23 protein-coding genes are annotated in these 25,800 nt (G+C 68.9%); 4 read left to right on the top strand and 19 right to left on the bottom strand.

The window, feature by feature from the left end; all coding sequences use genetic code 11:
• The first annotated feature begins 343 nt into the window (after positions 1 to 343).
• A complete protein-coding gene (locus tag H0264_RS08035) occupies positions 344 to 1,486 on the top strand; it encodes a lipase family protein (protein ID WP_181583384.1) in 1,143 nt (380 codons plus the stop codon).
• Here the strand turns inward: H0264_RS08035 and H0264_RS08030 are convergent.
• From H0264_RS08030 to H0264_RS08020, 3 genes are all read right to left on the bottom strand, one after another.
• Complete coding sequence (locus tag H0264_RS08030; protein ID WP_181583383.1) at positions 1,420 to 4,377, bottom strand: molybdopterin-dependent oxidoreductase; 2,958 nt, start codon at positions 4,375 to 4,377, stop codon at positions 1,420 to 1,422. The two genes, H0264_RS08035 and H0264_RS08030, sit on opposite strands and share 67 nt — an antisense overlap.
• Entirely contained in the window at positions 4,374 to 5,192 is an 819-nt protein-coding gene (locus H0264_RS08025; RefSeq protein WP_181583382.1) for an FAD binding domain-containing protein, read from the bottom strand. Before H0264_RS08025 ends, H0264_RS08030 begins: the two co-directional genes overlap by 4 nt.
• Positions 5,193 to 5,535: 343 nt before the next feature.
• A complete protein-coding gene (locus H0264_RS08020; protein WP_181583381.1) occupies positions 5,536 to 5,943 on the bottom strand; it encodes a hypothetical protein in 408 nt (135 codons plus the stop codon).
• Between the two features lie 334 nt (positions 5,944 to 6,277).
• Here H0264_RS08020 and H0264_RS08015 point away from each other — a divergent pair, with 334 nt between their 5' ends.
• Positions 6,278 to 9,115: a tetratricopeptide repeat protein gene (locus H0264_RS08015; protein ID WP_181583380.1), complete on the top strand. Its 2,838-nt coding sequence runs from the start codon at positions 6,278 to 6,280 to the stop codon at positions 9,113 to 9,115.
• Here H0264_RS08015 and H0264_RS08010 read toward each other — a convergent pair.
• The 5 genes from H0264_RS08010 to uraD form a co-directional block, all read right to left on the bottom strand.
• Positions 9,048 to 10,379, bottom strand: a complete 1,332-nt coding sequence (locus tag H0264_RS08010) for a M20 family metallopeptidase (RefSeq protein WP_181583379.1) — start codon at positions 10,377 to 10,379, stop codon at positions 9,048 to 9,050. The two genes, H0264_RS08015 and H0264_RS08010, sit on opposite strands and share 68 nt — an antisense overlap.
• Positions 10,372 to 11,103 carry a 2OG-Fe dioxygenase family protein gene (locus H0264_RS08005; RefSeq protein ID WP_181583378.1) on the bottom strand — a complete coding sequence of 244 codons (732 nt, stop codon included), beginning with the start codon at positions 11,101 to 11,103 and terminating at the stop codon, positions 10,372 to 10,374. Before H0264_RS08005 ends, H0264_RS08010 begins: the two co-directional genes overlap by 8 nt.
• A 239-nt stretch (positions 11,104 to 11,342) precedes the next feature.
• A complete protein-coding gene (locus H0264_RS08000) occupies positions 11,343 to 12,707 on the bottom strand; it encodes an 8-oxoguanine deaminase (protein ID WP_181583377.1) in 1,365 nt (454 codons plus the stop codon).
• A 4-nt stretch (positions 12,708 to 12,711) separates the two neighbouring features.
• Positions 12,712 to 13,032 (bottom strand): hydroxyisourate hydrolase, encoded by a 321-nt coding sequence (gene uraH / locus H0264_RS07995; RefSeq protein ID WP_181583376.1) that lies wholly within the window; start codon positions 13,030 to 13,032, stop codon positions 12,712 to 12,714.
• On the bottom strand, positions 13,029 to 13,538 hold the full coding sequence (uraD, locus tag H0264_RS07990) for a 2-oxo-4-hydroxy-4-carboxy-5-ureidoimidazoline decarboxylase (protein WP_181583375.1): 510 nt from the start codon (positions 13,536 to 13,538) through the stop codon (positions 13,029 to 13,031). The genes uraH and uraD overlap by 4 nt, the downstream gene beginning before the upstream one ends.
• A 111-nt stretch (positions 13,539 to 13,649) precedes the next feature.
• On the opposite strand from uraD, the gene H0264_RS07985 reads away from it, so the two are divergent.
• On the top strand, positions 13,650 to 14,360 hold the full coding sequence (locus tag H0264_RS07985) for a nucleotidyltransferase family protein (RefSeq protein WP_181583374.1): 711 nt from the start codon (positions 13,650 to 13,652) through the stop codon (positions 14,358 to 14,360).
• A 13-nt stretch (positions 14,361 to 14,373) separates the two neighbouring features.
• Complete coding sequence (locus H0264_RS07980) at positions 14,374 to 15,375, top strand: XdhC family protein (RefSeq protein ID WP_181583373.1); 1,002 nt, start codon at positions 14,374 to 14,376, stop codon at positions 15,373 to 15,375.
• 5 nt (positions 15,376 to 15,380) lie between these two features.
• On the opposite strand, the gene H0264_RS07975 is transcribed toward H0264_RS07980, so the two are convergent.
• The 11 genes from H0264_RS07975 to H0264_RS07925 form a co-directional block, all read right to left on the bottom strand.
• Positions 15,381 to 16,481, bottom strand: a complete 1,101-nt coding sequence (locus tag H0264_RS07975) for an ABC transporter substrate-binding protein (RefSeq protein ID WP_181583372.1) — start codon at positions 16,479 to 16,481, stop codon at positions 15,381 to 15,383.
• A 79-nt stretch (positions 16,482 to 16,560) separates the two neighbouring features.
• Positions 16,561 to 17,364: an ABC transporter permease gene (locus H0264_RS07970; protein WP_181583371.1), complete on the bottom strand. Its 804-nt coding sequence runs from the start codon at positions 17,362 to 17,364 to the stop codon at positions 16,561 to 16,563.
• Entirely contained in the window at positions 17,361 to 18,116 is a 756-nt protein-coding gene (locus tag H0264_RS07965) for an ABC transporter permease (RefSeq protein WP_181583370.1), read from the bottom strand. Before H0264_RS07965 ends, H0264_RS07970 begins: the two co-directional genes overlap by 4 nt.
• Positions 18,113 to 18,934, bottom strand: a complete 822-nt coding sequence (locus H0264_RS07960) for an ABC transporter ATP-binding protein (RefSeq protein ID WP_181583369.1) — start codon at positions 18,932 to 18,934, stop codon at positions 18,113 to 18,115. Before H0264_RS07960 ends, H0264_RS07965 begins: the two co-directional genes overlap by 4 nt.
• Before the next feature lie 88 nt (positions 18,935 to 19,022).
• Positions 19,023 to 19,430, bottom strand: a complete 408-nt coding sequence (locus H0264_RS07955) for a hypothetical protein (RefSeq protein ID WP_181583368.1) — start codon at positions 19,428 to 19,430, stop codon at positions 19,023 to 19,025.
• Positions 19,431 to 19,549: 119 nt separating this feature from the next.
• On the bottom strand, positions 19,550 to 20,494 hold the full coding sequence (locus H0264_RS07950) for a 1-phosphofructokinase (RefSeq protein WP_231083572.1): 945 nt from the start codon (positions 20,492 to 20,494) through the stop codon (positions 19,550 to 19,552).
• Between the two features lie 125 nt (positions 20,495 to 20,619).
• On the bottom strand, positions 20,620 to 21,456 hold the full coding sequence (locus H0264_RS07945; protein ID WP_181583367.1) for a class II fructose-bisphosphate aldolase: 837 nt from the start codon (positions 21,454 to 21,456) through the stop codon (positions 20,620 to 20,622).
• Complete coding sequence (locus H0264_RS07940; RefSeq protein ID WP_231083575.1) at positions 21,447 to 22,502, bottom strand: hexose kinase; 1,056 nt, start codon at positions 22,500 to 22,502, stop codon at positions 21,447 to 21,449. The genes H0264_RS07945 and H0264_RS07940 overlap by 10 nt, the downstream gene beginning before the upstream one ends.
• On the bottom strand, positions 22,499 to 23,647 hold the full coding sequence (locus tag H0264_RS07935; protein ID WP_181583366.1) for an N-acetylglucosamine-6-phosphate deacetylase: 1,149 nt from the start codon (positions 23,645 to 23,647) through the stop codon (positions 22,499 to 22,501). The genes H0264_RS07940 and H0264_RS07935 overlap by 4 nt, the downstream gene beginning before the upstream one ends.
• A gap of 212 nt (positions 23,648 to 23,859) precedes the next feature.
• Positions 23,860 to 24,858 carry an ROK family protein gene (locus H0264_RS07930; RefSeq protein ID WP_181583365.1) on the bottom strand — a complete coding sequence of 333 codons (999 nt, stop codon included), beginning with the start codon at positions 24,856 to 24,858 and terminating at the stop codon, positions 23,860 to 23,862.
• Positions 24,855 to 25,769 carry an SIS domain-containing protein gene (locus H0264_RS07925; protein WP_244976131.1) on the bottom strand — a complete coding sequence of 305 codons (915 nt, stop codon included), beginning with the start codon at positions 25,767 to 25,769 and terminating at the stop codon, positions 24,855 to 24,857. The genes H0264_RS07930 and H0264_RS07925 overlap by 4 nt, the downstream gene beginning before the upstream one ends.
• Positions 25,770 to 25,800 lie beyond the last annotated feature (31 nt).

The following is a 25,800-nucleotide window of genomic DNA, read 5'->3' as shown; positions in this document are numbered from 1 at the left end:
GTCTACCTGTTGCAAGTGTGAATCGCCGCTAGCTTTCGCCTACCTTTTGCTAAGTCTGCGAAATTTGCTTGCGAATTGCAGCGGCGGAATCTACTCACCGGTAGCGCTGACGTGCAGTTTTGCATAACGCCCGTACTGTTTGCGTGATCCGGCCCACCGACACGCGACGCGCCGGGAACCATCCGACTGTGAGCACCTTCACAACCCATTGTGATCTTGATCGATGTGGCGCGAGCCACCGGGGTCCCCAGACAAACCGGACAGCCGAGTTCTAGGCTGTGCCCACGTGATTCAGCGTATGGCCAGTTCAGCCCCGGTCTACGCGAGCAGTCGAGGAGACCTGATGCGGAAACGCTGGATAGCCGGTGCGGCCCTCGCCGCCACAGCGGTACTGACCCCGGCCGGGCTCGCCCCGGCCACCGCCGCACCGGACCCGACCGGCACGGTCACCGCCGTGGAACCGCTCGCCGCGGTGGCCACTCCCCCGGGCGCAGCGCGTGCCGAACGGTTCCTCTACCGCACCTCCACGGCCCGCGACGAGCCCGCCACCGCCAGTGCCGCCGTGTACTTCCCGTCGGGTGACGCACCCGCCGGCGGCTGGCCCGTCATCGCCTGGGCACACGGCACCATCGGCATGGGCGACGAGTGCGCCTACTCCATCGCCGGACCCGGAGCGCGCGAACGCGACTGGGCCTACCTGGGCACCTGGTTGCAGCAGGGCTACGCCATCGTGGCCGCCGACTACGCGGGCCTGGGAACGCCCGGCGACCATCCGTATCTGAACGGCGTGGTCGAAGCCCACAATGTGGTGGATTCGGTGCAGGCCGCGACCCGGCAGTACGACTCGCTGTCCAACAGGTGGGTCGTGGTCGGCCAGTCGCAGGGCGGCGGCGCGGCGGTGCTGACCGCGCGCTACGCCACCGAATTCGGCGGTCCGGAACTGGATTACCGGGGCGCGGTGGGCACCGGCGTGCCCGCCTACATCGAGGACGCGCTGCTGCCGCTGGGACCGGGCGTCCCGCCGATCAAGCTCGGCGCGCACACCACGGCCTACGTGCTCTACATCCTCAATGGCCTGCGCACCACCTACCCGGAACTGAATATCGACTCCTACCTGAACGATTCGGGCCGGAACTGGGTCGATCGCGCCAATTCCTCGTGCCTGGAACCGTTCGGCAACGAACTGTCGGCGGCCGGCGTGACGCTGGGCAGCATGTTCAGCCGCCCCCTGGCGCAGATTCCGGACCTGCCGGGCCTGCTCACCCGCTACATGGGCTTGCCCGAATCCGGTTACGACCGACCGCTTTTCCTGGGCCAGGGCCTGACCGACACCGATGTGCTGACCCCCGCGACCCTGCTGTGGGCGGCGAAACTGCAGGCGAACGCCCAACCGGTCACCCTGCACACCTATCCGGCCGATCACAGCGGGACGGTGAACGCCTCACTGGCGGATTCGATCCCGTTCGTGCGCGGGCTGTTCGGCTGATCCGGCGCCGGGGAACCGGCGCGCAGCAGGTTCCAGATTCGGTCCGCCGTCATCGGAAGCCGGTGCGGCCGAACACCTATGGCGTCACGAATGGCATTCGCGAGGGCGGGCGCCACCGGGTTGTACGGGGACTCGCTCATGGATTTCGCGCCCAGCGGGCCCAGCGGGTCGGTGGTCGCGGCGAAGTGGACCTCGGTGCGGGGAATGTCGGCGAACTGCGGAATATGGTAGTGCCGTAGGGTTTTCGTGGTCGTCTCACCACTGTCGGTGCGAATCTCCTCGTAGAGGGCGGTGCCGACGGCCTGTGCCACGCCGCCTTCCACCTGGCCGCGCAATTGCACCGGGTTGAGGACGGTGCCGGCGTCGGCGGCCTGAATCGATTGCAGAATCCGGACCTCCCCTGTGCCAGGGTGGACCGCCACGCGCACGGCGTGCACATTGAACGCGACCGAGCGCGGCGTGCCGTCATGGGTGGCGGTGGCACGCAGCGGGCCGTCGGCGACCAGGTCGGCGGCGGTGAGGAAGCGATCCAGGATGCGGACGCCGCCGGATTCGACGGTGTGCAGTTCGGTGGGCAGGCCGGTGAGTGCGACCGCGCGCCGCAGGATGCGCCGGCGCAGGGCTTCGCAGGCGGCGTGGGTGGCGCGGCCCGCGACGGTGATGCCGGTGGATCCGAAAGTGCCTGTGTCGTAGTCGGTTACGTCGGTGTCAGCATGCCGTATGCGTATGTGCTCGATATTCGTGCCGAGGGCGGTGGCGGCCAGCTGCGCCAGCACGGTGGTGGTCCCGTTGCCGAATTCGGCTGTGCCGACCCGGATTTCGCAGGTGCCGTCGGCGAGCAGGGCAGCGTGCGCGGTGGAGCGGTGACCGCGCGGCGGGACGGTGGCGATCATGGACGGGGCCATACCCTCGCCGACCAGCCAGTCCGGGCCGGGCGCGGCGACCCCGTTGCCGCGCCGCAGGGCCTGTTCAGCCAGGTCGAGACACTGGTCGAGGCCGTAGCTGACAATGCCGAGATCGGGTTCGGGGTGGCAGAATCCGCCGATGAGATCGTCGCCGGGGCGGACCACATTGCGGCGGCGGAATTCGAAGGGGTCCAGGCCGGCGCGGCGGGCCAGTTCGTCCAGCGCCGATTCGATCGCGAACTGGACCTGCCCCAGCCCGTAACCGCGGAACGCGCCCGAGGGCACATTGTTGGTGTACACCGACCGGCCGTCGACCCGTTTGGCGGCACAGCGGTAGAGCGCCACGGACTCGGTGAGGCCGTGGAAAAGCACTCCGGCACTGTGGTTTCCGTACGCGCCCGCGTCTGCGAGGACCTGCACGGCGAGCGCGGTGAGACCTCCGTCGGCGTCGGCTCCGGCGGTGACCTCCACCCGCATGGGATGGCGGCAGGTGGTGAGGAATTCGTCGGTGCGGGTCAGTTCGTACTGCACCGGCCTACCGGTGCGCAGGACCGCCAGGGCCACCAGATCCTCGGTGAACATCTCCTGTTTGCCGCCGAATCCGCCGCCGACCCGTGCGGCGAACACCCGCACTCGCTCGCGCGGCAGTCCGAAGACCCGGCTCAGTTCGTCGCGCACCAGGAACGGCACCTGTGTGCTGGTGCGCACCACCAGCCGCCCGTCCTCGTCCAGCCAGCCGACGCTGGCGTGGGTCTCGAGGTGTACGTGCTGTACTCGCTGGGTCTCCCACACCCCGTGCACCACATGGGTTGCCGAGGCCAGTGCGGCGGTCACATCGCCGGCGCCGCCGTGGATTTCGGCGACGACATTGTGATCCGGATCGGCGATCCGGGGCGCGGTTTTGCCGGCGTGCAGGAGCGGCGCGCCCTCCCGCAGCGCCTGCTCCGGCTCGAAAACCGCTGGCAGCACTTCGTATTCGACGCGCAGCGCCCGGCATCCGGCCCGCGCGGCGGCGAGCGTGTCGGCGACCACCGCCGCCACCCGCTGCCCTCGGAATCGCACCACCCGGTCGAGTACCCGGGTGTCGTCGGGATCGTCCTCCCGAATCTCGTGCCGTGCGGTCGAATACCGGATCTCCGGGCTGTCCGTGAACGTCAACACAGCCCGCACGCCGGGGATGGCCGCGGCGGCCGTGGTCTCGACGGCCACGACCCGCGCATGGGCGTGCGGGCTGCGCAGCACCTCCAGATGCAAGGGGTTCTTCGGGGGTACATCCGGAGACACATCGGGCGGGTACCCCGAGTCCCGGACTTCACTCACGGGCGGGAAGTCCATGGTGAACGGTTCCGCGCCGGTGACGATCCGGGCTCCGGCGGGCGCGCCCGCGCCGGTACCGGTGACGCCGGGCGCGCCCGGTTCGGGCGCTCCGGGCGCGATCTGGACGCGATCGCTGGTCCCGCAGGAGGTGCTGTGGCACGGGAGTGCGGGCAGCGGTGAGGTGGCCGGGCTGCGGAAATCGTTGGGCTGGTTGCACAGTCGCGGCACCGCGGTCTCCGCGGCGGCGGTGAGGGCATCGGCGATGGCGCGGTAGCCGGTGCACCGGCACAGGTTGCCCTTGAGGGTTTCGGGCAGGGTGGCGGGATCGAGTTCGCCGCGGGCGGCGAGGTCGGTGGCGGTTACGACCATTCCCGCGGTGCAGAAACCACATTGGAAGCCGGCGTGTTCGGCGAACTTCCGCTGCACGGCGTTGGGTCCGGCCCCGGCGAGCCCGGCGGCGGTGGTGATGGCCCGTCCGTCGGCGCGATGCGCGGGGTAGACGCAGGAGTGCACGGCCGCGCCGTCCACCAGCACGGTGCAGGCCCCGCAGTCCCCGGCATCACAGCCTTTCTTCGGGGCGAGATGCCCGGTTTCACGCAGGAGCGTGCGCAGGCACTGCCCGGGTCGTGCGGCGCTGTCGACCGGCTTGCCGTCCACCTGGAATCTCATGCGTCGCCTCCCGCCAGTTCGGCCGCGACCTCGGCCGCGAGCAGGGTGCTGACGTGGTGCCGCCAGTCCGGGCTACCGTGCGGATCGTCGTACCAGAGTCGCGGATTCACCGCGTCGATAGTTGCCGTGAGTTCGCTACCGCCCGGAACCTCGTCGAACTCCAGCACGACCGGACGCCGCGTGGCGGCACTGAGCGTGAGATGACAGCTCCCGTCGAGATTGCGCCGCCCCATCACCACCGCCCCCGACCGCCCCAGCGGCGCGAGCGCGATCTTGCGAAATGCGGTGCGGGCCCGCAGATTCGGCTCGGGTATCCGAATCGCCCGCAGCATGTCCCCGGTATTGAGCCGGGTGTTCCCCGGCCCGAAAACGAACTGCGACAGCGGTATCCACCGGTCCATCCGCGGCCCCCACACCAGCGCGTACCCACCCAGGGCCGTCAGCGCGGCCAGCACCGCCCCGGCCGGCAGCGCCAGGCAGACGTTGCCGCCCACGGTGGCGGTCCGCCGGATCTTGTGCGAGGCGAGCAGCGCCCCGCAGGCCTGCCCGAACAGCGCCGTGCCCGTCCACCGCGCCGGATACCGGCTGTCCGCGAGCTGGGCGAGTGTGCAGGTGGCGGCGATTTCCAGACCGCCCGCATCCATGGCGACCGGTGTCCACCCCAGCCCGGTGATATCGACGAGCCGCTCCACCCCGTCCTGCGGTTCGGAGTACAGCCAGGTCCCGCCGGCCAGTACGACGGTCCCGGGCCCGAGTCCGGCCAGATCCTCGCGATCCCGTGCCACCACCACTTCGCGGACCGTATCCAGATCCATCCGTCTCACCCGCTCTCACCTGCGGGGCCGCCCGCGCCCACACGCCACCGGCCTCGTATCCACCTTATGAGCACCGAGTTGCGCAGAGATTGCGGAAACACCCCCACCTGTTTCAACTTCGTTACTCTTGGTCAGGAAACAACCCCCATCCCGTGACCATCACCCCCGACCCCGCAAAACGGCGCGCACTCCCCCGCCACGGCCGACGGCGACACCCCCGGCCGCCCGGGTTCGGTACCGACCCGGCTCCCGCATCCGCCGGCCACCGCGAGCATGACCATCACCGCGAAAACCATTACCGCCCCGAATATCCCGAGGCACCGAACCAGCCAGCGCCCGATCATCATCGCCTCCCCTCGCCGACGCGGGGACGCTGACGCCGGGTGACCGTGGCCGACGCGAACCGGCCTTCCGGCCGCCGCCACGATCCCCCGGCGTCCCCCTCGTCCGCGCCCCGCCCCTGCTCGCGCAGTGCCAGCAGGCACATGACATCGGTGACGGTCAGCCCCAGCGCATCGGCATGCAGAGCCGCCATCTCACCGTCGAATTCCCCTCCGGCCCTGAGCAATCCGATGAGAATCATCTCGGCGAGCACCAGCCCGGCAATGGCCTGCTCCTTGCTGACGCGCATGGACGTCGGCAGATAGGACAGCACCCACCGGCCCCATTCCGGTTCCGGCACATCCACCCGGAACGCTGCCTCGTCCGCGACATCACTGGTCAACAGCCAGTCGGTCTCCTTGATTGCCATGATCCGGTCCCTTCGCGTGCGGTGGACCCGACCCCTCAGACGGGTCCGCCTGTCATGACTCCATGGTCGACCTGCCGCCCTGTCCGCTTCGAGACCAGCGGACGGGGCAGTTTCTACGCCACACCGAAGGTTCCTACCTGCGAGAACACTTCCGAGATCCGAAAAACTTCACAAGCTCCAGGGTGGATTCTGCGCGCTCGTGAACCCCGGACCGTGCCGAATCCTCGCTGTCACCAAGTAAATTGGTGCGAACTGGCCGATCGACCGCCGCCCCCGGGACGCGGATCGCCACGCGGCCCGGGGGATCGGCCACCTCGCGAACGGGAGGTACCCGGTGCCGAAACGTAAGACCTGCGATGGGTGTCCCTGCAGCCCGGCCGACAAGGAGGAGCGGCGCGGCCTACGCGACAAACTGCACCACCTGGGTATCACCGGCAGACAGTTGGACGAACAGCTCGCCGCCGAACTGCGTCAGCGCGGCCATCGCCCGCGCGTGGCCTGGCGGCTGTCCCGGGAGCTCAGCCAGCAGTCCGTGGCAGACGAGTTCAATGCCCTCAGCGACCGCGACGGTATGCGAGCCAGCCGAATCTCGGAGTACGAGCGGTGGCCCTTCGCTCCGGACGGCTCCATCCGCCCGGAGAAGGGCGCGCGGCCGGGCCTCGAATCCCTGCGCACGCTGGCGAACATCTATGGCACCACCTGGGATCAACTCCTGGATCTCGCCGACCTGGAACATCAGTCCGAGGAGGTGAAGGCGGAGTTCAGGGAAACCGTCGCGCAGCGGACGACGGATCGCTCGGCCGTCTTCGAAGGCGAATTGCCGCCCGAGGTACCGCATTTCACCGGACGGCTGCAGGCACGCGCCGAACTGCAGACGCGGGTGCGTCAGCATATTCACCGCAATGGCGGTCCCGTGCACGTCCTGGACGGCGTTCCCGGTGTGGGAAAGACGGCGCTGGCGCGTTACGCGGTGACGGAATTCGCGCGCCAGTATCCGGACGGCGCGATCTGGGTGGATCTGTTCGGCTTCACACCGAAGCGTGAACCACGCAGTAGCGCAGATCTTTTGGAGCGCCTGCTGCTGGAGATCGATGTTCCGCGGGAGACCATCGAGGCCGAGCCGGACCGGCGGGCGGCGCAGTGGCGTGAGGCCATGCGCAGCCGTCGCATGTTGATCGTGTTCGACAATGCGGCGAACACTGCGCAGGTGCGGGACCTGCTACCGGACTCCGCGGGATCGTTCGTGCTGGTCACCAGCCGCGGCAGGCTGGTCGAGCTGGTCGGCGCCCAGCCGATGCATCTGGATGTGATGGATCCGGGCGAGGCGGAGGAGCTGCTGGCGAAGTTCGCCAATCTGCGGGTGGGCCAGTACGACCGCACGGCGGTCGGCCGGATAGTCGAAGCGGCGGGCCGTCTTCCGCTGGCGCTCAAACTGTTCGGAAGTCAGCTCGCCCACCACGATCCCAGCATGCTGGCCGAGAGCGCCGCCGACCTGACGGCCTTGACCGCGGAATTGCGCCGCACCCCGGTCGACGACACCGCCAATCGCGAACTGGCCGAATCGATTCTGGATCGTTTCGCGGCCGGCGAGGAGTCGGTGCGCACCACCTTCGAACGGTGGTACCAGCGGCTGCGCGACCCGGAACTACAGCGCACGGTCCGGCTGCTGGGTTCGTTCCCCGGTCCGGAGATCAGCGCGGAGCCGCTCGCCGCTATGGCCGATGTGCCTCTCGGCCGCGCGAAGACCTTGATACGCAGGCTTTTCGAAGCCTGCCTGCTCGATCCACTGCCGGGCGGCTCGCACTATCGCATGCACGATATGACCAAGCTCTACGCCAGCCTGCTCGCCGACCCCGGTGACGGCCTTCCCTCCGCCATGGATCGCCTGGTCGTCTTCGCGCTCGCGGTCGCCCGCCGGGCGAGTCTGCCCAGTCCGGCCGATTCGCCGGTCCGCGCCACCGGCCCGGCCGACGGTGCGCAGGCCAGGGCGTGGCTGACGCGGGAACGCGAACTCCTGGTCGGCTGCGTCGAAAACGCCGGCGCGAGTGCGCAAACCGCGGAACTGGCTCGCCTGGTCGCCTCCCACCTGTGCGGGCGCGGACGCTGGTCGGCGGCCTACCGCCTGTACGAGCGCTCGGCGACGGTCGCCCGGGAACTCGGCGACCGGCAGGCCGAGGCGTGGGCGCTGGTGGGGCTGGGCCGGGTGGATCGGCTGAGCGGCCGGCACGAGGGGGCCGCCGCCCTCTTCGGGCAGGCGCGCACCCTGGCCCAGTCCCTGCCCGATCGCCAATGCCTCGCCGAAGTCCTGTGTGAGCGAGGCAAATTGGCGTGGATCACCGGCGAGCACACCACGGCGCGGAAGAACTTCACCAAGGCGCTGGATACCGCCCGCGCGATCGGCTATCAGCCCGCGGAATGCGACGCCCTCGACGGCCTGAGCCTGGCGCACCGGATGGTCAGCGACTATCGGCAGGCCCGCGACTGCTCGGAGGCCATGCTCGATGTCGCCGAGGATCTGGACGACCCGGAGCGCATCGGCACCGGTCAATGGGGACTGGCGGAATGTCTGCGGCTGAGCGGCGATCACGAGGCGGCGCGACGCCACTATGTGAACGCGCTGCGCATCGCCCGTGGCATCAACTACCGCAAGCTCGAAGGGGACGCGCTGCGCGGACTCGGCCATTCGGAACGATTGATCGGCGAGGTGCAATCGGCGCGCACGTACTACGAGGAGGCGCTGGCCATCGCACAGCGCATCCATGACCGGTACGGCGAGGGCTGGGCCCTGTGGGGGCTGGGCAATATCCTTCGCACGCTGGGGAATTCGCGGGAGGCGCGGGAATACCTCGAACAGGCCGGGCGGCTGGCCATCGCGGTGAACGATCCACTGGGGAATATGGACGCGTTGCGCGGGCTCGGCCATCTGGAACGCAGTGCGGCCGACCATGAGCGGGCCTGCCACTACTACAAGGCTTCACTGTCCATTGCCCGGCGCGTGGGAAACCCGCAGGGCGAGGCCGATGCACTGCACAATATGGCGCGGGTGGCAGCCGAGCAGGGCAACGTCGCGGACGCGTGCGCCATGTTGCGGCGGGCGCAGGCGATCACTGTGCGGCTGCGGCTACCGCTGCGCGCGCGGGTCGAGGAGCGGATCCGGCAGCTGGGTTGCTGAATCGCGGCCCGCCGCAGCGCAGGACGGCCAGTGCCGCGAGAGTCCGTGCGCAAGCCAGCATTTCGCTGACGAGAACGTGGTCCTCGGTATCCGGGCCCTCCCCGCGGGGACCGAACAGGCAGCATTGGATTCCGGCCCTGGACAGGTGGGTGGTGTCGTTGCCGCAGTAGGAGTACGGCAGCACCAGCCCGGTTTCCTTGACCGAAAACGAGGACACCTGCGGCAGCAGGGCCGAAATATCCTTCACCAGTTCGGAATCGGGCGACACGTCCATGGGCGGCATCTCGGCCCCGCCGACCCGGAACACCGGATCGGGCGGCTGGTCGACCGAGATCCGGGCTTCGGGAAACAACCGTGCCGCCGTGCGCACGAACGCCTCCAGCACCTCCACGACGAGCTCGGGTTCGTACGGTGGCGGATAGCGCAGATCGTAGATCGCGGTGGCCTTGTCGGCGCTGTAGCTGACGCCCGACGGATCGTGCCGGTCCCCGCGGCCGGCGACCAGGCTGGACAGTTGAAGACGCGGCAACTCCGGATATTTCGGGTCGCCCAGGCCGAGATCGGTTCGATCGAGCAGGTCCATCAGTGCGCGCAGGACGGCGATCGCGTCCACGCCCTCGCGATGACGGCTGGTGTGCGCGGTCTTCCCGCGCACCACGAGGGCGAACTTGTGCACTCCGGCGGTGCGAGTCAGGATGTGCCGCACCGAATACGGCTCGGGAACGACGGCGGCGTCGGCGAGCAAGCCCTTGCCCAGCGCCTCGGACAGCGCACGCTTGGTGCCCACCCCGCCCTGCAGTTCGCCGGCGACGAATTCCAGGCGAAGCGGGCGGGCCAGTCGAATTCCGCTGCGCTGCACCATGATCGCCGCTCCGATCATCGCCGCGAGGCCGCTCTTCATATTGTGCAGCCCCGCGCCGTAGAGCTTGTCCCCGTGACGCCGGGCCGTGAAGCGGTCCGGGCGATCGTCCACCGGATCCATGTCCAGGTGCCCGTTGAACAGCAGCGCGGGCTTGCCTGCCCCGCCGATGCGTCCGATGGTCTGGTAGCGGTCCGGGCCACCGGGCTGTGCGGCCGCTGCCACCCACTGCTCGTTCGCTTCGATCCCGTTGTTCCGCAAGACATCCCGGACGTGCAGGGCGAGTGCGGTCTCGTCGCCCGTATAGGACGGTATCGCGGTCAGATCGGTGGCGATCTCGATGAGTTCCGATTCGGCGAGCAGGCTCTCGGATATCGAGAGGAAGTGGGCGACCTGGTCAGTCACGATCGCGGAATCCGATCAGCAGTACGTCGCGGTAGCCTTCGGAGTCGCTCCCGTCGCGCTCGATCCGATGGGTGAAGTGCAGCACCCTGGCGTCGTCGAAGACGAACGACTGCAACGGCTCGTCCAATCCGAATCTTTCCAGCAGGGTCGGCTCATCGTCCGGCCGGTAGACCTCGGACACGCCACCGAGGATGTTCTCGCGTCTGACCAGATGGACCGAACCGCCGAGCAACCCGTCGCGGTGGATGCCCTCGGGCGCGGGTTCGCCGGGAGCGACAATCCGGATGAAATGGATATCCACCTCGACCTCCGGGGTCCGCGTCTCGTTCAATACATCCGCGGCCAGCAGCATTCTCGCCACCGAGTTTGCGAGTTTCTCGGTGACAGCGGTGACCGGATGCGCCGGGGGAATCAGCTTGAAGACGCGCGCGATTCCGCCTTGCAGCCGATTGACCGACATATCTTGGATATACGGCCCAGGCGCCTCGTCCCGTTCGAAACGCAGCTCTCCGGATTTCTCGATGAACAGCGAGAACCGCTGGTAGGACCGGAGCCGGGTGCGATTCTTCTCGGGAAGCCAGTCGTCCAGCGACAATTCGTTATCGTAGACATCGGCCAACAACGCGAATTCGCGACGAGTGAGTTGGTCGATCATCGGAACGACGGCATAGCCCGTGGCACGCAGTCCGGACCATGCGGTGTCGGCGGATGACACACCGCTCATCGGGTTCAGCGGAACTCCTTCCTCCACGGTGACGTCATATCGTCTCCCGTAACCGATGAGCGGGCCGGGGTCGGATTTTGCCACAAAACGGCTGCGATACTTCGCATATCATGTTTCGCGATTCGCAGTTCCGGGTTACGGCCGCGTCGGCGTGTCGGACAGGGTCCGCCTGGCGTGGAGTTTAGAGGAGCCCCGGGAAACCCGCTCACCGAGCGAGGGGTCTCCGAACGGGCGTGCGGCTACCTCGCCGCAGCGACGAGGCGGGCCTGGGCACGGGCGACCCGACGGCCTACTTCGGCTTCGTCGACGGTGCGAACTTCCCCGTCGCGCACCACCATTCGGCCGTTCACGATCAGGGCGGCCAGTGGTGGGGCGGCGCCCAGGATGAGCGCTGTGACCGGGTCGTCGATACCCGCGTAGGCGGGGCCGGTGAGGTTCCAGAGCGCGAGGTCGGCCAGCTTGCCCGGCTCCAGTGATCCGATCTCGTCGGCACGGCCGAGGATGCGGGCTCCGCCCATGGTGGCCAACTCGAGGGCGGTGCGGGTGGTCATGGATTGGGGGCCTGCGGTTTGGCGGGCGAAGAAGAGGGCGTTGCGGGGTTCTTCTATGAGGGAACCGGATTCGTTGCTGGCCGCGCCGTCGACGCCGAGGCCGACGGGGACGCCTGCGGCGAGCAGGGCGGGGATGCGGGCGATGCCGGTGCCTATGCGGGCGTTGGAGGTGGGGCAGTGGGCCGCGCCGGTGCCGGTGCGAGCCATGGTGGTGATGGCGGTGTCGTCGAGGTGGATGGCGTGGGCCCACCAGACGTCGGGGCCGACCCAGTCGAGGCGTTCCATGTATTCGGCGGGGGTGCAGCCGTGGGTCTCTCGGCAGTACCGCTCCTCGTCGCGGGTTTCGGCGACGTGGGTGTGCAGGCGGACGCCGAGTTCCCTTGCCAGGACCGCGGATTCGCGGAGGAGGTCGGTGGTGACCGAGAACGGGGAGCAGGGGGCGAGGGCGATGCGGAGCATGGAGTCGAAGGACGGGTCGTGCCAGCGGGAGACCGCGTCGGCGCTGGCTTTCAGGATGTCGTCGAGGGATTCGACGACCGCGTCGGGTGGCAGGCCGCCGGCGCTGCGGCCGAGGTCCATGGAGCCGCGGGTGGGGTGGAAGCGGAGGCCGACCGTGCGGGCGGCGTCGATTTCGGCGGCGAGCAGGTCACCGGCGTGCCGGGGGAAGACGTAGTGGTGGTCGGTGGTTGTGGTGCAACCGGTTCGGGCCAGGGCGGCGAGGGCTCCTGTGGCGGCCACGCGGGTGGCGTCCTCGTCGATGCCGGCCCAGATGGGGTAGAGGGTGGTGAGCCATTCGAAGAGGGTGGCGTCGGGGGCCAGGCCGCGGGTGATCCACTGGTAGAGGTGGTGGTGGGTGTTCACCAGTCCGGGGGTGAGCAGGCAGCCGCGGCCGTCGATGCGGGTCGCGCCGGGGGTTTCGGGGGCGGGACCCGCGCCCACAGCGTGAATTCTGTTGCCGTGCAGGATCACATGGCCGTCGCGGTGTTCGGTGCCGGCGGCGTCGACCGTCGCGACGGCGCAGCCCTCGATGACCTGGATCGTGTCGGCGGCCATGGTGTCAGCTTCCTCGATAGGTGGAGAAGGCGAAGGGGGACAGCAGGAGTGGGACGTGGTAGTGGCGGGCGTCGGTCACGGTGAAGGCGATGGTGACCTCGGGGTAGAAGGTGTCGACGTGCCGGGCGGCGAAGTACGGGCCGGTGTCGAAGCGCAGCCGGTACGTGCCGGGGGTGAGCTCGCCGCCGAGGGCGGCGATACGTCCATCGGCATCGGTTGTGCCCGAGGCAGATTCCGTACCGCCGGCGTCGAGCAGGGTCACGCCGATGCCGGCGGCGGGGGTGCCGCGCACCGCGTCCAGGACATGCGTGCTGAGGGTGCTCACGGTTCCTGCCCTTCGCCGATCATGCGCCGCAATCGGATTCGATTGATCTTCGCCAATTCCGCTCGCACGATGCGTCTTTCGTCGGCGGGAACGTTTCCGAGCCGGGATTCCAGGATCGCCAGCAGTTCGGCGGGCGTCTTCCCGGTGGCGCACACCAGGTACACGTGCCCGAAACGCTGTTCGTAGGAACGGTTTCCCGCCGCGATGGCGGCGCGCACGGCCGCGTCCGCGGTCGCCATGCCCGCCTGTTCGCGGGCGGAGTTCGCGCTGTCGGGCCGGTCGCCGATGCGCGGATGCCCGGCCAGCGCGAGATCGATCTCGGCCTCGCTCACCTCGTTCAGTACGGCGTCGGCCGTCTCGAGCAATCCCGCCAGATCGCGGTACGGCCGTCGCGCCGCCACTCCGGCCGCCCAGGCCGGGGACGAGCAGCAGGCCAGCAATGCCCGGATCGCCGCGGGTTCCGGCAGCGCGGCGAATTCGTTCAGCCCGATCTCGGTATCCGTCATCGCCTTCCAGCATCGGGCACGGCAACCGGACCCGCCAGTCGACGTGCCGCAGATCCTCGGGGCGCAGCCCGCCATCCTGCGAAAACCGCCTCGGACCACTACGGTCGGCGCATGACCCGCGAACGCTGCGACGGCATCCTGCTGGCGGCCGGTGCCGGAACCCGCTACGGCATGCCGAAGGTGCTGGCGGAGAACGGCTCCTGGCTGGACACGGCGGTCGCCGCGCTGCGCGACGGCGGCTGCGACCGAATCTTCGTGGTGCTCGGCGCGACCGGTCCGGCGCACCCGCTACCGCCGGGAAACCAGACCTCGGAGCCGCGCTGGCTGGTCGCGCAAACACCCCGCATCGTTCTGCCCGAGGGCACCCGTCCGGTGTGGGCAGCCGACTGGGAAACCGGGCTCAGCGCATCGATCCGCGCCGGTCTGGCGGCGGTTTCCGCCCTTGCCGTGCGGACTGCTGCGGCGCGGAAAGAATCCACAGGGATTATTGACATGGGGATAACTTCGACCGGGAATACCGGCCCGGCCGACCTGGTGGCGATCATGCCGGTGGACACTCCGGACGTCCGGGGCGATGTCGTGGCCCGGGTGGTCGCGGCTGCGCGCGACAGCGAGAGCAGGCTCGCGCGAGCGGTGTTCGCAGGTCTCCCCGGCCACCCCGTGGTGCTCGGCCGCGAGCACTGGGCAGGCGTTGTAGCTGCGGCGGAGGGAAATTCAGGGGCGGGCACTTATTTACGGCAACGAGCGGATATGGTGTGCGTCACGTGTGACGACCTCGCGACTGGGATCGACTGGGACTACCCCGGCGGCGGCACACGGTAATCGGGAGCTAGTGATGCGGAATATCGTCGACGATCTGATGCGGTTGTGGCACAGCGGGCGCACGGGCGGATTGGTCACTCTGGTGCGGACCACCGGGTCCTCGCCGCTGCCGATCGGGACGGCGATGGTGGTGGACGCAGACGGCCGGGCCTTCGGCTCGCTGTCGGCGGGATGCGCGGAGGCGGCCGCCTATCAGGTGGCGCTGGAGGCGGCGCGCACCGGCCAGCGCGGCCTGCACCGCTTCGGCCCCGGTAGCGGCCTGGACGCCGGCACCGACTGCCACGGCACCCTCGACGTGTTCGCGGAACCGTTCTCGCGCAGGCATTTTCCCGAGTTCCCGGATGTGGCCGCCGACATTCTGGCGCAGCGGCAGGTCACCGTGTTCACGGTGGTGTGGCATGCGGATCCGGATGTGATCGGCCAGCATCTGGTCACCGATCGCCGGCACGGCACCGAGCTGGTGTCGCTGCCCGATTCGGATGTGTTCGTCTCCTCGTTCGCGCGCCCGCCGCATCTGATCCTGGTGGGCGCCAATGCTTTCGCGTCCGCACTGGCCATTCAGGGCCGGCTGCTCGGCTACCGGGTGACGATCGTCGACGCCCGCCCCACCTTCGCCACCGAGGACGCCTATCCGGGCTGTGAGGTGGTGGTGGACTGGCCGCACCGCTACCTGAACACGCTGGTGTCAGCGGGCGAAATCGATTCCAGCACAGCGCTGGTGGTGCTCTCGCACGACGCCAAGTTCGAGATCCCGCTGCTCACCATCGCTTTGCGACTACCCGAGCTGGGCTATCTGGCCGCCATGGGTTCGCACACCGCGCACACGCATCGGCTGGAAGCCCTGGAGGCGGGCGGTTTCGACGCCGCCACCCTGGACCGGCTGCGCTCCCCCGCCGGTCTCGACCTGGGCGCGTCCACCCCGGCCGAGACGGCGGTGTCGATCGCCGCCGAACTGCTGTCGGTCCGCAACGGCACGTCGGCGGAACCCCGCTCCCCGCACCGCATTCCGGCCTGAGCGAGTTATTTGATCAGGCTCGGATCCTCGGCGTAGAGCTCCTTCAGCACGGACATATCGAAGAGTTTGTCCGCGGCGATATCGATCCCGGCCTTGCCCAGTGCGGCGATATTGTCGGCAATCAGCTTGTCGCTCATGGTGAACAGGCCGTTGGCCTTGGTCTCCGGCGACTCCAGCAGCCCGTTCTGGGCGAGGGCCTCCTGCTTCTGTTCCCCGAGATTCAGCTGCTGGTCCTTGCCGTACACCTCGACCGCCAGCCGCGCCGATTCCGCCGGGTCGGCGATGGCATCCTGCCAGCCCCGGATGTCGGCCTTCAGCCAGGCCTTCAACTTGTCGCGTTCGGAATCGATGGTGCGCTGGTGCACGGTGAGGGTTTCGGCGACCAGCGGCAGGCCGTAATCGGCGAACAAGAAGCTGAAGTTCGTGAATCCCTTGGCGCCCAGAATGATCGGCTCGTTCGTGAAGTAGCTGACCCAGCCGTCGACCTCACCGTTGGCCAGCGGGGTCGGATCGAATTGCGCGGGTACGACGGTCAGCTCCGATCGCGTCATGCCATTGGCGGCGAGCAGCGCGTCGAAAATCAGCTGGTTGGTGTCCTGCACTCCGATCTTGCGGCCCTTCATCTCCTGCGGCGTTCTGATCGGCTTGGCCGCCGAGCTCACGATGCAGAAGGGATTCTTCTGATAGGTCGCGCCGACGATCTTGAGCGGCAGCCCCTTCAGAACGGCGGGTGCGGTGGTCTGCGGCGCGGACATGCCGATCCAGATCTTCCCCGTGCCGATACCCGATTCCACGGAGGTGCTGGCCGCACCGCCGGCGATCAGGTTCACCGACCCGAATCCGGCCTCCTTGTAATAACCCCGGCTGTCGGCGAAGTACTCACCGGCGAATTCGATGTTCTTCAGCCAGGACAGCTGCACCGCGACGGTGCCGTACCTGGATCCGTCCGGCGTGGTGCCATTGCCCGGCCCGGAAGAATCATTGCCGCAGGCGGCGACCAGTCCGGCGCTGCCGACGGCGGCTGCGGTCAGCCCGGCGTAGCGGAGGAAGGATCGCCGATCCAGGGACAGCGGTGCGGCCGGATCCGGCCCGAACAAACGACTCATGCGGCGAATGTAGGGGCTTTCGATTTCGATTTTTTTGCTTTCGGAGAGGTATTTGTATGCGCTGCGTTAATTCGAGTATTCACTCACGTTCGGCCTGCGGCGAGAAGCGCGCGAGCACCAGTCCCTCCAGCACGCCGACGATCGCGTACGCCAGCACCGACACCAGCGTGACAATGGCGATGGAGGCCCAGAGCTGCTCGTACTCGAAGCGGGGGATGGCCTGGATCAGCCCTGCGCCCAGACCGGTTCCGCTGCCGAGCCATTCGCCCAGCAGCGCACCGATCAGGGCGCCCGGCACCGAGATTCGCGCGGCGGCGAACACCGCGGGCAGCGCGGCCGGAATCGCCACCAGCCGCATGGCCTGCCACCGCGAACCGCCGTACGCGGCAACCAGTTCCATGGCCTGCGCGGGTGCGGACCGCAGCCCGGTCATGATCATGACCAGTGCCGGGAAGAACACCACGATGGCCGCCATGACCGTCACGCCGAGCAGCCCGCGCCCGAAGATCAGCACGATGATGGGCGTGAGCGCCACCAGCGGCACCGACCGCAGCAGCATGGCCACCGGCATGAACGCCTGCGCGATGGCGGGCACGCCGACGAAGGCCGCGGCGACCAGCAGCGCCGCACCCAAGCCCGCCGCGAAGCCGATCATGGCGTCCCGCAGCGTGATTCGCAGCTGGCCGAAGATCAGCTGCTGCGCGGACTCGGCGGTCGATCCGATCATCAGGTACTTCCACACCTCGCCGGGCGTCTTGCCGACCGGTCCCACCTGGGGGTACAGCTGCAGGAATCCCTGCCACAGCAGCACCAGCAGGATCAGCGAAACCAGCACCGGCAGCAGGAATTTCCCGATGGGCCGCAGCGCGTTCCGGGTTTTCATCGCGCCTCCGCCCGGGTCCACGGCACGGCCACCCGCGCCACCAGCGCCACGACCGCGTAACCCAGTCCCGCAAGCGCCGCGGCGGCAATGGCCATCCCCCAGGTGCGCGGAATGTTGTAGGCGGTCTGCGCGGCCGTGAGGGCGACACCGATCCCGCTGTCCACGCCGCCCAGATACTCGCCGATGATCGCCCCGAGCACGGCCGACGGGGCCGCGATCTTCAACGCCGCCAGGGTATTCGGCAGCGCTGAGATCAACTGCACGCGCCGCAGCCGCTGCCACCGCCCGCCACCGTAGGCGCGCACCAGATCGAGGCTGGTGCGATCGGCCGACCGCAGTCCGGACACGGTGCCGACCATGGTGGTGAAGAAGCAGTACATGGCGGCCAGGAACACCGTCGGGGTGCGGCCGCCGAAGACCACCAGGATGATCGGCCCGAGTGCCAGCAGCGGCGTGCAGTAGCTGAGGATGGCCAGCTGCGTCACCAGCATCTCGATCGGCGGGATCAGCACCACCAGCACGGCGAGCGCGATGGCCAGGCCGTTGCCCCACAGAAACCCTTGCAGCGCACACTGTGCCGTGATCCGGAAGTTGGGCCCGTACAGTGCCCAACCGTCGTGGTACATGGTGTTCAGCACCAGCCACGGACCGGGAATGGTCCCGCCCGCGACGTGCGCGGCGGCCAGCGCCTGCCATATCGCCAGCAGGGCCGCGAGGCCCGCGAGCCCACCGAGTTTTCCGATCCGGTTCATTCCGCGCTCACCCCCTCCTCCGCGGTGACGCCGCCGTGCCCGGTGCGCCCGAACAGCAGTTCCGACAGGTAGTCGCAGAGTTTGTGAAAGTCCGGGCTGCGCATCATCTCCGGGGTGCGCGGGCGCGGCAGGTCGATGTCGACGAGCTGCACGATGCGGCCGGGCCGGGGACTCATGACGGCCACGACATCGGAGAGGAAGACCGCTTCGGCGATGCCGTGCGTGACCATGAGGGTGGTGGCGGGCTTTTCGGTCCAGATGCGCAGCAGTTCCAGATTGAGCCGCTGCCGGGTCATATCGTCGAGCGCGCCGAAGGGTTCGTCGAGCAGCAGCACCTTGGGTTTCACCACCAGGGCGCGGGCGATCGAAACCCGTTGCCGCATACCGCCGGACAGCTGCACCGGCTTGGCCTTCTCGAAACCTTCCAGGCCGACCAGGCGGATCAGCTCGGCGATCTGTTCCGGGTCGACGGGCAGCCCGGCCACCTGTAGCGGCAGCTTGATATTGGATTCCACACTGCGCCAGGGCAACAGCGCCGAATCCTGGAAGGCGATCCCGAATTCGTGCCGCCTGCGCAGTTCGGCCGGGCTCTCACCATTGATGCGCGCGGTTCCGGCGCTGGGCGTGTCCAGGTCCGCGAGAATGCGCAGGATGGTGGACTTGCCGCAGCCGGAAGGTCCGAGCAGCGACAGGAAGGCGCCCTGTTCCGTGTGCAGGTCCACCGCGTCCAGCGCCTGGACGGTGCGCCGCCCGGCCCGGAACGTCTTGCTCAATCCGCTGATGTGGATGCCCGTTCCAGCGGCCGCTTCCGAACTCATACGGTCACGGTAAGCGCCGGGAATTGCCGTGATATTGCGAATCGGCGGACCGGATTTCGCAATTGTTACCAGCGGCAGTCGTTTTCGGTTACCAGCCCGGTGGTTCGAACCAGTCCCGGGCCTCGCGGCGGAACAGCAGCACGATCACCACGAGCGAGACAATCGGCCCGATCGGGCCGGGCGGGCGGCCGTCGGTGATGGAGGGGACGGTCCACAGCATGTTCATGGCGGCGAGCAGGATTCCGCCGATCCGCACCGACTGGCCCTCGGAGTTGAAGGTCAGCGCCACCAGTCCGAGCAACCATGCGGCAAGGAAGGGAACTCCGGTGGCGATGGCGGCCTTGGTGCCCAGCAACCAGCCGGACGACGCCGTGCACAGGATTCCCAGCACGGCCTGACCGACGGCAATGATCTGTGCCGCGCGCACGGCCCGCGGCATCCGGTACATGTCGCCTACGCCCGGCCCGGGATCGGGCGGCATACGAAGGTCGGACACTCGCCGACCATATCCCGCCGACCGGTCGTTTCCGGTCTCCCACGCCGCCTTTCAGCCCGGCATGACCACCGACCGTCATCCCGGCATGCTTTTGGCCGGGATCCACACCCGCCGGACGACTACGGCCGGGCCGCGACCGCTTCCAGTTCGCGCACGCGGACCGTCGGCTGCAATCGATCACGCAGCACCCGGTCGATCTCGCCCGCGACGGGAATGACCACGGCGGCGGCCGACGTGGCGACCGCGTCGGTGAGCAGAGCCGGCCAGTCCGGGGTGACGCCCCCGGCCAGACCCGCGATGATGGCGGCCACGGCCGCGTCGCCCGCGCCCGTGGGATTGCCCGCGAGAGGTTGCGGCAGGCCCGCCGACCAGGCGCGATCGGCGGTGACCGCGACCATGCCCGCGCCCCCGCGGGTGACCACCACCGCGCCCGCGCCGTCGGCGATGATCGGGTCCACGGCTGTCAGGATCTCCGCGACGGTGGTGGCGGGACGGCCGGTGAGCCGTTCCAGCTCCTCGGTATTCGGGGTGAGGATGATGCCGGGCACGCTCGCCGCCAGTTCCAGGGCGGGCCCATCGAAATCGCAGATGGTGGGCACCCCGGCGGCGATGGCCAGGCGCGCCAGTTCCGCGGGCAGCCCGGGATCGACGCCGCCGGGCAGCGAACCCGCGATCACCAGGCCGCTCACATCCGACAGCATGCCGGTGACCCGCACCCGCAGCTGATCGACCGCGTGCGGTTCGGAGACGCGCGGCCCGGGTTCCCACAGCGCGGTGGCGGTGCCGTCGGCGGATTCGCTGATCACGACCGTGCGCCGCACCCAGGGCAGGGCGTGCACGAAGTCGACGGACATCTCCAGTTCGGCGGCCGCCGCGAACTGGTGATCGGCGAACCCGGTGGCGCGCGCGTACTTGCCGAGCTGGTTCAAGACCCGCGTCACATTGATGCCGCGGCCACCCAGCCGCTGGTCCACGGACCGCACCCGATGCGCACGCCCCCGCTCGAAATGCTCTACGCGATAGGTCATGTCGTAGGCGGGGTTCATGGTCACCGTGAGAATCACCAGTACAACTCTCCATGCCGGGGCACCGGACGCAACCCCTGCACAAGGGTAGAGCACCGAATGTCATTGCCTCTCAGAAGCATTCTCACCGACAGTGTCCGGCAACACAGTGAAATCCGCGCTACTCACTTCGATCGGACATCCAGCACACGCAGAGCAACCTCGACGTCGCGCTGAATGTTCAGCCGCCCCGGCCCCAGATACTTGCGCGGATCGGAGACCGAAGGCTGTTCGGCGAGTGCCACCCGCACCGCGTCCGTGAGCGCGATATTCAACCGCGTACCAATATTGATCTTGACCATCCCATGCCTGATGGCCGAGCGCAGCCCGTCATCCGGCACACCCGAGGACCCGTGCAACACCAGCGGAACGGGCAACGCCGCGGCCAGCTTCGCGATCAGCTCATCGTCCAGCGCGGCATCCCTGGTATGCATGGCATGCGACGACCCCACCGCCACCGCCAGCGCATCCACTCCGGTGGCAGCCACGAATGCGGCAGCCTCCCCCGGATCGGTCCGCACCCCCGGCGCATGCGCCCCGTCCTTCCCCCCGACCTCCCCCAACTCGGCCTCCACGAACACCTCGCGCTCATGACACCACCGCGCGATCTCGGCCGTGCGCGCCACATTCTCGCCGTAGTCGAGATGCGCCCCGTCGTACATGACGGAGGTGACCCCCGCCTCGACCGCATCCCGAATCAATTCCACCGCGGTCGCATGATCCAGATGCACCGCCAGCTCCGCCGCACTATCCTCCGCAATGGCCAGACACGCCCGCGCCAGCGGTTTCACCCCGCCGTGATACTTCGCGGTGTTCTCCGAAATCTGCAGAATCGCCGGTCTGCCAACACTTTCCGCCGCGGCGGCAATGGCCTCGGCATGCTCGAGCGCCACCACGTTGAAGGCACCCAATCCGCCGGGCGCGGCCGACGCGATGAGTTTCGGAACAGGGATCAGGGACATGAGAATTCCTGTGGGTCAGGCGCACACACCGGCTCCACCCGAACTGTGGGCAACAGGCGTGCGCGCAACGATAGGTCCACCTCCCCCGCGACCGGCGCCGCCACCGCGGCCGCCGACGTCGCCACCGCCTCGGCCAGCAATTCCGGCCACTGCGGCACCGCACGCTGCGCCCGCGACTCCGGCACGAGCGCCTGCGACACCGCACCGTTCGCCGGCAGCGACTGCACCGCAAGGGAATTCGGGAGGTCATGAGCACCGAAACTCGCGCCCGCGAGGTGGGCGATGACCGCGGCGGCAGCAGCATCACCCGCGCCGGTGGGATTTCCGGTAATCGATTCGGTGAGGTGCGCGCGCCAGGCGCCGGAGGCGGTCACCGCCACCATGCCCTCCGCACCGCGAGTGGCCACCACCGCCCGGACGCCGTCCGCCAGCAAGGGCCGCACCGCACGCACCACCTCCACCGGACCATGCGTCGCGAATCCCGTGAGTTCGCGCAGCTCTTCGGCATTGGGCATGAGCACCACACCGGGGACGCGGACCGCGTAGCGCAGGGCCGCACCGTCCACATCGCAGATGACCGGCACGCCCGCCCCCACCGCCATGCGCGCGAGTTCGGCGGGCAGGCTCGGACGCACCCCCTGCGGCAGCGAGCCCGACACCACCATGCCCCGCAGTTGCGGCAGCAGCACGCGGATGCGAGTCATGAGCAGCTCGATCACGCTCGAATCCCGCACTGCCGCACCGGGCTCCCACAACCCGGTCACGGTTCCGTCGGCTTCGTGCACCACCAGGGTGCGCCGCACCCACGGCAGGCCGTTCACGAAATCGACCGGTACCGACCCGGCCGCGAACTCGGCGAACTCCAGGTCGGCCAAACCCGATGCCACGGCATATATTCCGGCACCGGTGAGCACGCGCGCCACATTGACGCCCTTCCCGCCCGCGCGCTGCTCCACCGTCTGCACCCGCTGCGCCGCACCGCGTTCCATCCGCTGCACGCGATAGGTCACGTCATAGGCGGGATTCAATGTCACGGTGAGGATCACGGCAGCCACCTTCCCCGATACATCACCCTCCGCAATGCCAGCTCGTCGTCGACGACGAGGAGATCCGCGTACCCCCCGGCACGCAGATCCCCCACATCAGCCAACCCGGCAGCCCGGGCCGGTGTCTCGGTAGCGGCCCGTACCGCATCGACCAGTGGCACACCGCATTCCCGCACGGCCCAGGCGACGCACTGCAACAGATGCGCCGTCCCACCCGCGATGGATCCGCTGGCCACCCGGGCCACGCCCGCGCTCACCCGCACCTCCTGCGGTCCGAGCCGGTAAACCCCATCCGACATCCCCGCCGCCTGCATGGCATCGGTGATCAGTGCGACCTGCCCCGGCGCGGCCGCGAAAACCATTGCCCCGAAACCGGAATCGACATGCACGCCGTCCCCGATCAACTCCACGGTCGCAGTGCCCCGTGCGGCAGCCGCGAGCGCCGCCGCAACCGGACCTGCGCCGCGATGGTGCAGCGGCGGCATGCCGTTCGCGAGATGCGTCACCGACGAACCGAACCCGTTGGGCCGCAAGGCTTCCCGGAACACAGCGAAACTCGCGTCACTGTGCCCCAGCGAAACGGTCACCCCCTGCTCGGCCAGCATTGCCGCAACCTTGTCGAACCCCGGCAGTTCCGGAGCCATGGTCATCACCCGCAGGTGCCCGCCGGCCGCATCCACCAGCCGCCGCGCCAGTTTCTGGTCCGGCTCGATGAGAAAGCGGGGATCCTGCGCCCCGCATCGCGTACCGGAGAGAAACGGCCCTTCGGCGTGAATCCCGCCGATCTCCCCCGCAGCCGCCAGCTCCCCCAGCATCCCGGCCTGTGCGACCATATCGTCCGGTGCGGCGGTGACAATCCCCGCCAGGACGGTTGTCGTTCCCCGCGACCGGTGAAACGCGGCGGCCCCCAATGCCTCCCGCGGATCGACGGTATCGAACCGATGCCCCGCGCCGCCGTGATTGTGGATGTCGACAAGCCCCGGCAGTACGGTTCCCGCGTGGCCGGGAATCCGCGACTCAGGATGTAGCGCCAGCCATTCGGCGAACCCGAGCACGCTCGTGACGCGCGCTCCGTTAACCGTCACGACTCCGTCGTCCGAGATCTCGTGGCCGGTGACGATCCGCCCTCGAATGTGTTCTGTCATCGGAGCACCTCGCCTCGCCTCATCAGCATCCTCCCCGGATATGCCACCGTTCATGTCAACGTCCTATGGCCTGCGCGCAAGGCCGTGTCGACCGCTACCAACCGCGAGCCCCGGCTTCGTGGCCACCCTCGTCTGTGCCCGAACCGGCGGCCCGGCTCGATACACGACTCCCGGGCGAGCGGCACGGACAGCGCCGGCGCATTTCCGGAAGCTCATGTCAGGGCGCCGTGGCGGGCGTAGAGGGCGGCGCCGACGAGGCCGGCGCGGGCGCCGAAGTCGCCGATGACCACCTCGGGGGCGGGGATGACGCGGAGGCGGTCGGTGAGGGCGTCGTGCAGGCGTTCGGCGAGGGCGTCACCCGCGCCCGCGAGGCCGCCGCCGAGAACTATGGCCTCGGGACAGACGGCGTGAACTACGCCCAGCAGGCCGTCGGCGAGCGCCGCTACGGCATCGTCCACCACCACCTGGGCGTCGTCATCGGTGGATAGTCGGTCGAAAATTTCTGCGGCACTGCCGCATTCGCGACCGGTGCGGCGGGCGTAGGCGCGGGTGATGGCGGGGGCGGAGGCAACGGTCTCGACGCAGCCGACATTGCCGCAGGGGCAGGGGATGCCGTGGGTGCGGCGGAGGGCGATGTGGCCGTACTCGCCGGCCTGGCCGGTTGCGCCGCGAACCAATTTGCCTGCCACGGACAGGGTTCCGCTGATCCCGGTGCCGATGATGATCACGCAGACGGTGTCCCGGCCGCGGCCGCCGCCGAAGCGCCATTCGGCCCAACCGGCCGCGGCGACATCGTGCTCGATGAGGACGGGCATGCTCCAGCGGTCGGTGAAGCGGGGACCGACCTCCACATCACGCCAGCCGACGTTCGCGCTGAATACGGCGATTCCCTTGTCGGCGTCCACGACTCCGGGCAGGAGTACAGCCGCTCGACGCACGCGGTCGCGCTCATCGTCCGACAGCCGCGCGAGCAGCTGGTCGCCGAGGGTCAGCATGGCCTCGAAAGCGGCTTCGCCCCGTGGAGTTTCGACGGTCCCAGCGGCGAGCACCGCGCCCTCCGCGTCGGTGATCTCGGCCTTGATGGTGGTGCCGCCGACGTCGACGCCGAGGACCAGGTCGTGCGCGTCCAGGACGGGACCGATCGCGCTCGCGGACCTGCCGACCGCGCGGAGTTTGCCGGCCGAGGGTGTGTTCACCGTATTCGCGCTCATGAACCGAGGATTACCGATCGGCTCAGGCTGCGTGGGTGATCCGGGTCCAGACCCAGGTCGGCGGCGCGCCGCACGCACAGGCGATGGACGCGGACCAGGTCGGCCAGGGGGTCTGTGCCGCGGTGTTCCAGGTGTGCGCCGGTGGCGGCGATCTCGGCGGCGAAGCCGGCCGGCAGCGGGCCGAACCCCCAGACGACGCGACCGGGCGCGGCAATGCTGATGGGCCCGTGGCGGTATTCGGTGGCCAGGTAGGACTCGGTCCAGGACTGGCAGGATTCCCGCAGTTTGAGCGCGGCCTCGTCGGCCAGGGCGGCGGCGAAACCCATGCCGACGAAGCTGATCTGGTCGGCGTAGCGGACCGCGTCGAGGGCGGTGGCCGCGTCCTCGGCGAGCACCGCGCGGGCCTGCTCGATGACGGGCGTCAGATCCTCCCCGAGATGCCAGCGCAGGATGGCGAGAGTGGTTGTGGCGAACCGGGTCTGCACCACCGACTGCTCGTCGGCCTCGGAGATGAGCAGGGGCGAGCCCAATTCCAGTGCGGGCGTGCCCGGGCTCGAACTGATCACCGTGCGCGCCGTTCCCGCAGGCAGGGCGCGCAGGGCGTCGAGCACCTCGGTGGTGGTGCCGGAGCGGCAGATCACCAGGTAGCGGTCGTAGTCCCGGCCGGCGGGCACCGCGCTGGCGGGCCAGGCGTCGGTGAGCCCGTGCCCGGCTCGCTCACGCAGCGCGGCGACCGCGCGCGCCATGAACAGTGATGTGCCGCAACCGATCACGGCGACGCGCTCTCCCGGCGCGGGCAACAGCCCACGGTGCGTGGCCGCGAGGGTTTCGGCGTGTGCCCACAGGTCGGGCTGGGCGGCGACTTCGGTGGCGAGGTGGGATGCGGGGCTTCGATCGGGAGAGGTCAGCACGAGAACAGAGTGCGCCCCGTGATCGTTCATG

The sequence above is a fragment of the Nocardia huaxiensis genome, from assembly GCF_013744875.1.
Taxonomy (GTDB): Bacteria; Actinomycetota; Actinomycetes; order Mycobacteriales; family Mycobacteriaceae; genus Nocardia; species Nocardia huaxiensis.
This window is presented reverse-complemented; position numbering and strand designations above follow the sequence as displayed.